This is a genomic window from Halochromatium sp. (assembly GCF_054919635.1).
In genome coordinates, this window is the sequence record NZ_JBUDPI010000219.1 from 1 (window position 1) to 6538 (window position 6538).

6 protein-coding genes are annotated in these 6538 nt (G+C 62.3%); 4 read left to right on the top strand and 2 right to left on the bottom strand.

Annotated features, from left to right (window positions below):
• Nucleotides 1-585 (bottom strand): SDR family NAD(P)-dependent oxidoreductase (locus tag ACY693_RS12975; protein ID WP_462322248.1); only part of this gene is annotated, 585 nt, incomplete at its 3' end.
• A 108-nt stretch (nucleotides 586-693) separates the two neighbouring features.
• On the opposite strand from ACY693_RS12975, the gene ACY693_RS12980 reads away from it, so the two are divergent.
• From ACY693_RS12980 to ACY693_RS12990, 3 genes are all read left to right on the top strand, one after another.
• Entirely contained in the window at nucleotides 694-1593 is a 900-nt protein-coding gene (locus ACY693_RS12980) for a LysR family transcriptional regulator (protein ID WP_462322249.1), read from the top strand.
• Between the two features lie 154 nt (nucleotides 1594-1747).
• The gene (locus ACY693_RS12985; RefSeq protein WP_462322250.1) at nucleotides 1748-1870 is read left to right on the top strand and encodes a hypothetical protein; all 123 of its coding nucleotides are present in this window, start codon (nucleotides 1748-1750) and stop codon (nucleotides 1868-1870) included.
• An 826-nt stretch (nucleotides 1871-2696) separates the two neighbouring features.
• The gene (locus ACY693_RS12990) at nucleotides 2697-3827 is read left to right on the top strand and encodes a TMEM43 family protein (protein WP_462322251.1); all 1131 of its coding nucleotides are present in this window, start codon (nucleotides 2697-2699) and stop codon (nucleotides 3825-3827) included.
• 106 nt (nucleotides 3828-3933) lie between these two features.
• Here the strand turns inward: ACY693_RS12990 and ACY693_RS12995 are convergent, their stop codons facing one another.
• Nucleotides 3934-5574 (bottom strand): replication-associated recombination protein A, encoded by a 1641-nt coding sequence (locus ACY693_RS12995; protein ID WP_462322252.1) that lies wholly within the window; start codon nucleotides 5572-5574, stop codon nucleotides 3934-3936.
• Between the two features lie 414 nt (nucleotides 5575-5988).
• Here ACY693_RS12995 and ACY693_RS13000 point away from each other — a divergent pair.
• A partial coding sequence (locus ACY693_RS13000) for an ABC transporter ATP-binding protein (protein WP_462322253.1) occupies nucleotides 5989-6538 on the top strand: 550 nt, incomplete at its 3' end.

Below are 6538 nucleotides of genomic sequence, written 5' to 3' on the forward strand. Positions count from 1 at the left end.
CGTCTCGACTGCGCCCGGGGCCACGGCGAAGGCGCGAATGTTGTGCTCGCCGCCCTCCATCGCGGCGCACTTCGCGTACATGTTCACGGGCATCTTCGTTCCCGCGTACGCGAAGAAGCCGGGGAAAGGATCGAGCGTCGCCATCGTCGAAACGTTCACCACGCATCCGGACCGCTGCTCCAGGAAGATCGGCCAGCAGTAATGCATGGCGTAGGCCGGGCCCAGGGCGTTGACCGCCATCATCTCGTCAAAGTCGGCTTCCGTCGTCTCTGCGATGGGCTTGCGCAGGACCTTCCCGACGGTGTTGACAGCGATGTCGATTCCATCGAATTGCGCCCGTGCGCCGCTAAAGAGCGCTTCCATATTCTTGGGGGACGTAAGATCCCCTTGAAACAGCCAGGCTTTGGCACCGGCGGTTCTGACCGCCGCGATTGTCGCCTCGGCGGCTGCCCTTGAGCTGTCACTATTGTAGTGAATCGCGAGCGCTCTCGCCCCATTGTTGGCCATGTCCCGGGCGATGAGTCCACCCAGGTTCTTCGCGCCTCCGGCGATCAAAACCGCCTTTCCATTGATCGCGTTGCTCATCGTTTCGACCCTCCGCACGTGGATGACGTGAAGGGTACACTGTTCACAAATTTCGACTAGTCGTCGATTCTTGAACATTATTGTCGAGATTTGCGAACAGAGGTATTCATGGACCGCATCGAGAGCCTTCGGGTCTACCTGCGCGTGGTCGACTGTCTGAGCTTCACGCGCGCTGCGAATCAACTACAGATGCCTCGCTCGACGGTCTCTACCTCCGTGCGCGACCTAGAGGAACGATTGGGCGTTCGCTTACTCACGCGCTCGACGAGAAGCGTTGCACCAACACAGGACGGCGCCGCGTTCTACGAACGTTGCACTAGGTTGCTGAATGACTACGACGAGTTGGAAACGCTGTTCCAAGCGTCGACACAGCCCTTGAGCGGGCGCTTGTCCGTCAGCGTTCCGGGGCGGATGGGGAGGCTTATCTTCGCCCCGGCACTACCGAAACTGCTCGAGCAGTACCCGGGGCTTGAGGTCGAGCTGAGTTCTACGGACCGAGAAGTCGATCTGATTCAAGACGGGATCGACTGTGCCATCAGAGTCGGCGACATCACCGGAAGCAGCCTCGTCGCAAGACCGCTGGGGATGCTGGAAATGGCGAACTGCGCGGCGCCGGCATACTTGGAGCGCCATGGAACGCCACAGAGCATCGGTGAGTTGGAGAACCACTTCGCCGTGCGTTACGCATCGCCAACGAACGCCCGCGTCGAGTACTGGGATGTCGAGACTCCCGACGGCGTCCAAGAAATGCCACTGCGATCCCGCGTGACGGCGAACCATGCCGAAGCGCTGATCGCTTGCTGCCTTGCGGGCCTTGGAATGATCCAAGTGCCCGCCTACGACGTGCGCGACGACATCCGCAATGGGACCCTCATTGAGGTGCTTCCCAAGGCCCGGGCACCCGCGATGCCGATCAACATCGTCTACCCTCACCGGCGCCACCTGTCACACCGGCTGCGAGTGTTCATGGACTGGGCCGAGGACGTGCTCCGAAAAGCAATCTCTTGATGGCTTGCGCTTTGAAGGGCAATCTGGACCCCAGGCGCGGTTTCGGTTTTGACGATAGCTATCCGTTGATGGCTTTGCACCGGCGAAATGCTAGCGAGGCTCCGCCTCAAACCCCCTTACCCGGCACGCCCATGACCATTGTTGTGTCATCGACGTGGTCTTCGAGCCGATCGAGGATGCCGGTGATGTCTCGCAATCCGTGCGCTTTCGCCCCGCCGCTGAGCTGACACCGGAGACCCTTGCCGCCATCGCCGAGCAGGTGCGCGTGCTGTGCTAGGTTCGCCCGCAGCGGACTGATTGAGCGTGATGACGCTCGCGAAATGCTCGCCTGGGAGAACAGCGGCTTCTCCCTCGACGCCGCAGTGCGGGTGGGCGCGCAGATTGCGCGGCTTTGAAGCGCATGAAGCATCTCCGTAAGCCGTCATCCGCCCTCCAGTGTCCGCTCTATGGAGTGTTGCCGTCGATCGCGGCATAGATGGCTATGTCTCTTCATGGCCGATTGCTGCCGAGCAGCGACGCGTGGTTGATGTCCGCTTCCTGTCTCTTTGCTGACGGTCCCGGGCTGCCATCCGCGAGAGCTGCCCCGTGATGCCTCAGCAGGTAGACTACGCACAGAACGCACTCGAGGTCACAGGTTCAATCCCGGATCGCCGTAGCCGTGCCGTCTGGTGACAGAGAGCATTCGAACGTCTCCACCTCGGTGCCTGTCATCGCCCGGATGCTGATGCGGTTCTCGGATGCCTTGGTTACGCTTTCTTACTTGCTCCCTGGCGGCAGGGTAGGCTGGTGTCCCTTGAAGCATGCACGGCCCAAGGTGGGATCGAGATCAGGCGGCGACGTCTGCGGGCCGCAAGACAGGAGCACTGCTGTTGAAACAACAACAGGCATAATCGGGATAGGGATTCGCATGCACAGTCTCCCCCTGCTGGCTTCGAGAGGAGTGCAGACGATGAGGGAGCGGGGCGGTCTCGTGTATGCTGAGGCTAACGTTCCCGAGGAGGTCGCGCGGAGCACCGTGACCAAAACGTGACGCATAGCAGTCACGGCATGGCCATCCCTGGCATTTTGAGTCACGTGTGCATGGGGTTAGATGGCGTAAGTTGTTGATAAGGAAGAGACTAGAAATTGTAGCCCTGTCTTGGAATGAGGGTCGCGCGGTCAAGCGGGCTAAGGCCCTAGAAGAGGGTTCCAGTCAGGTCATCGAGGTTGCTGCGGCCCGGATCGATACGGCCAATGAAGGACGCTTGATTCATCTCTCCGGCCGGGCTGAGACAGAAGACGAGCTCGTGGACCCCGTGTTTGGAGTCGGTGGGCAGTTCTTGAAGCTACGGCGTGTGGTCGAGATGTACCAATGGCGGGAGCAAAGTCGCTCCGAGACCCGCGAGAAGCTCGGCGGTGGCACAGAGACGGTGACCACCTACAGTTATGACAAAGGCTGGGAGTCACGGCCGATCAATTCGTCGTCGTTCAAACGCCCGGATGGGCACAGCAACCCATCCAGCATGGCCTACGAGCAGTGGAGCCGAATCGCAAGCCCAGTGACCCTAGGCGCCTTCCGTCTCTCGAGCTCGCTAACGTCGAAGATCGATGACTTTCAGCGCCTATCCTTGACCGAGCCAACCTTATCGGACAACCCACTGCAGTTGCCGCCCAAGGCGCAGCAACTGGCAGATGAGGTTTATCTAGGCGACAACCCAAGCGCACCCCAAGTCGGGGATACCCGGTTCTACTTCGAGGCCGTCTCCCCGCAAACGGTCAGCCTGGTCTCGGTGCAGCGAGGCGCGAGCTTCACGCCCTATCAGGCGTCAAACGGCAACCAAGTGGAGCTGCTCGAGCCGGGCCTGCACTCAGCGCAAGCGCTTTTTCAGGCGGCCCATGACCGCAATCGCCTACTGACCTGGGGGCTGCGGTTTGCCGGCTTTTTCCTGATGTTTATCGGCTTTCGGTTAGTGTTCGGCACGCTCAGGGTGCTGGCCGCCGTAGTGCCCGCGCTCGGACGACTCGTCGGCGGCGCGATCAGCTTACTGGCCGGGATACTCGCCGGGATGATCTCGCTAATCACCATCGCTATCGCCTGGCTGTTCTACCGCCCTCTGCTCGGCGTCGGGCTGCTCGTCGTCGCGGGAGCCCTGCTATTTGGCCTAAAACGCGCCCGACTGGAGGCACAGCCGACGATTGCGGCCGCATCGAGCAGGCCACCGCCACCGCCACCGCCTTCATCGCCACCGGCTTGAGCCTTAGCCTTCAAGGTCGCGTTTGCCGTTTCAGGTGCTGAGCTTAACCCCGAATGAACGACTATTGGCACGGTCGACAAGCTCGGCAACAACCTACTCCCGAGCCTTACCCCGGCTTTGACCTAGCAGCGCGATCGAGCGCTTCGAGGCGCTCGAGCTTCTCCCTGATCCGAATCTCGAGCCCACGCTCCACCGGTTGATAGTAGCGTCTTGGCGTCATTCCATCCGGGAAGTAGCGTTCGCCGGCGGCATAGGCGTCCGGCTCATCATGGGCGTACCGGTAGGCATGACCATAGCCGAGCTCTTTCATCAGCCGAGTCGGCGCGTTTCGCAAATGCACCGGCACTTCCAATGAGCCTTGTTTGCGCACGTCTTCGAGCGCGCTGTTCCAGGCCATGTAAACGGCGTTGCTCTTCGCCGCGCTGGCCAGATAGACGGTTGCCTGCGCCAGCGCCAGCTCGCCCTCCGGGCTGCCGAGGCCTTGCTGCGCCTCCCAGGCGTTGAGCGCTAGATCCAGGGCGCGTGGATCAGCATTGCCGATGTCCTCGCTGGCCATCCGCACCAGTCGCCGGGCGATGTAGAGTGGGTCGCAACCGCCATCGATCATCCGCGCCAGCCAGTACAGGGCAGCATCCGGGGCCGAGCCGCGCACCGACTTGTGCAGCGCCGAGATCTGATCGTAGAAGGCATCACCGCCCTTGTCGAAGCGGCGGACGCTGCCTTCGATCACTTGGCGGAGGGTCTCGATGCTGATGCAACGGTTGACGCCAGCGCCATGCGCCGGCCCTTGCCCGTGCTCCGTTCTTTGCTCTGCACCCTGTTCCGGCCTATGCTCTGGACTCGTAACGATGGAGTCAGGATCGGACTGAACGTCAGCCTTGGCTTCGCGCCCGGCGCCCGCCGCCATAATGGGCTTGGCTTGGTCGTTCACGCCAAGCTCGGCTTCAGACTCAACCGAATTGATCGGCACTGCCAGATCAGCGGCAAGCTCGAGCAGGTTCAACAGCCGTCGGGCATCGCCATCGGCGGCCTCCGCGAGCAGGCGCCGGGCCTCTGAATCAATCAGGATTCGATTCCTACCCCTGGCCCTGTCACCTGAATCCAGATCCCCACCCTCTGACGCCTTAGGGGGCGCGCGGCCAGCCGTGCTTTCTCCGTCACCCTGGCCCCTCGCGGCGAAATGACCGGACGCTAGGCCACGCTCGGCATCGCTCAGCGCCCGATCGGCCAGACGTTCCAAGTCCTCGATCTCGAGCGGTTTGAGCAGATAGACGCGTGCTCGCGACAACAGCGCATTGTTGAGCGCGAATGAGGGATTCTCGGTGGTCGCACCAATGAAAACCAAGGTGCCATCCTCGACATGCGGCAAGAAGGCGTCTTGCTGTGCCTTGTTGAACCGATGCACCTCGTCGATGAACAGGATGGTACCGCGCTGCTCGACCGACCGGACCTGGCGTGCCTCGTCAACGGCAGCACGGATATCTTTGACACCCGCGAGCACCGCCGACAGACTGAGGAATCGACTGTTCGACACCGCGGCAATCAGCCGCGCCAAGGTGGTTTTGCCGGTGCCCGGTGGTCCCCAGAAGATCGCCGAATGCGGTCGATCCGCGCTAATGGCCTCGCGCAGCGGTCGCCCCGACGCGAGCAGATGCGACTGACCCACCACCTCGTCGAGGCCGCGGGGGCGCATACGCTCGGCCAGCGGGATGTGCGACTGCGTTGGCCCATTAACGAATCGGCTCATCATGACTCAACCAGATGGATGCGGCTCCCAGGCCTGTTGTTTCAGTTCGCGACGCCAAACGCCACGTCGGATAATCCCGGATAGTCGATGCAGAGTCCCCGGATCAGAGCCAAGTGCTCGTTGCCTGATCTCCAATCGGACTCTCCAATCGGACCGGGCAATCCTACAGGGATTGCGTCCACGAGCTCGAGCTCAGGCGAGAGGCCCCATCATCAGAGCCCACCAATGGTCAGCGCCGAGCCGACCCAAGCGTCTCTTCCCGGGGAAGTCTCCGCCTGGAGTTGCGTCGGACCCACTCAGTGCAGTGCAATACGCGCGCTTGCCGGCCGCCGCGGCCGCCCGCCTCCGCGCGCTCGCGGCTTGCGCCCGGCGCTGTCAACAGCGTAATCGCCAACAGCTTAATGAGAGTGACGGATGATCGAGGTTCATGAGATCAGCCGCAGTTACGGCACCCTGAGGGCGGTGGACCAGGTGTCGTTCGCGATCGGTCGACGCGAGATCGTCGGCCTGCTCGGCCACAACGGCGCCGGCAAGACCACCATCATGAAGATGCTCACCGGCTTCCTCGAGCCGAGCGCGGGCCAGATCGTCATCGATCAGCTCGACCTGGCCCGGCGCCGACGCGAGGTGCAGCGACGCATCGGCTATCTACCCGAGAACTGTCCGCTCTATTCCGACCTGAGCGTGCTTGAGCATCTGGAGTATCAGGCCACGCTACATGGCATCCCGGCGCGGCATCGCGCCGACGCCATCCACCGCGCGATCGAGCGCACCGAGCTCGGCACCAAGGCACGAGCAACGGTCGCAACGCTCTCGCGCGGCTATCGGCAACGGCTCGGGGTGGCGCAAGCGATCCTGCACGAGCCGCCGATCCTCATCCTGGATGAGCCAACCAATGGGCTCGATCCCTCGCAGATCCAGCACATGCGCGCGCTGATCCGCGAGCAGGCGGGCCATGCGACGG

What these genes read in the sequence shown, in the direction of transcription:
- ACY693_RS12980 (WP_462322249.1), top strand. Translation starts at nt 694, where the DNA reads ATGGACCGCATCGAGAGCCTTCGGGTCTACCTGCGCGTGGTCGACTGT.
- ACY693_RS12995 (WP_462322252.1), bottom strand. Translation starts at nt 5,574, where the DNA reads ATGAGCCGATTCGTTAATGGGCCAACGCAGTCGCACATCCCGCTGGCC.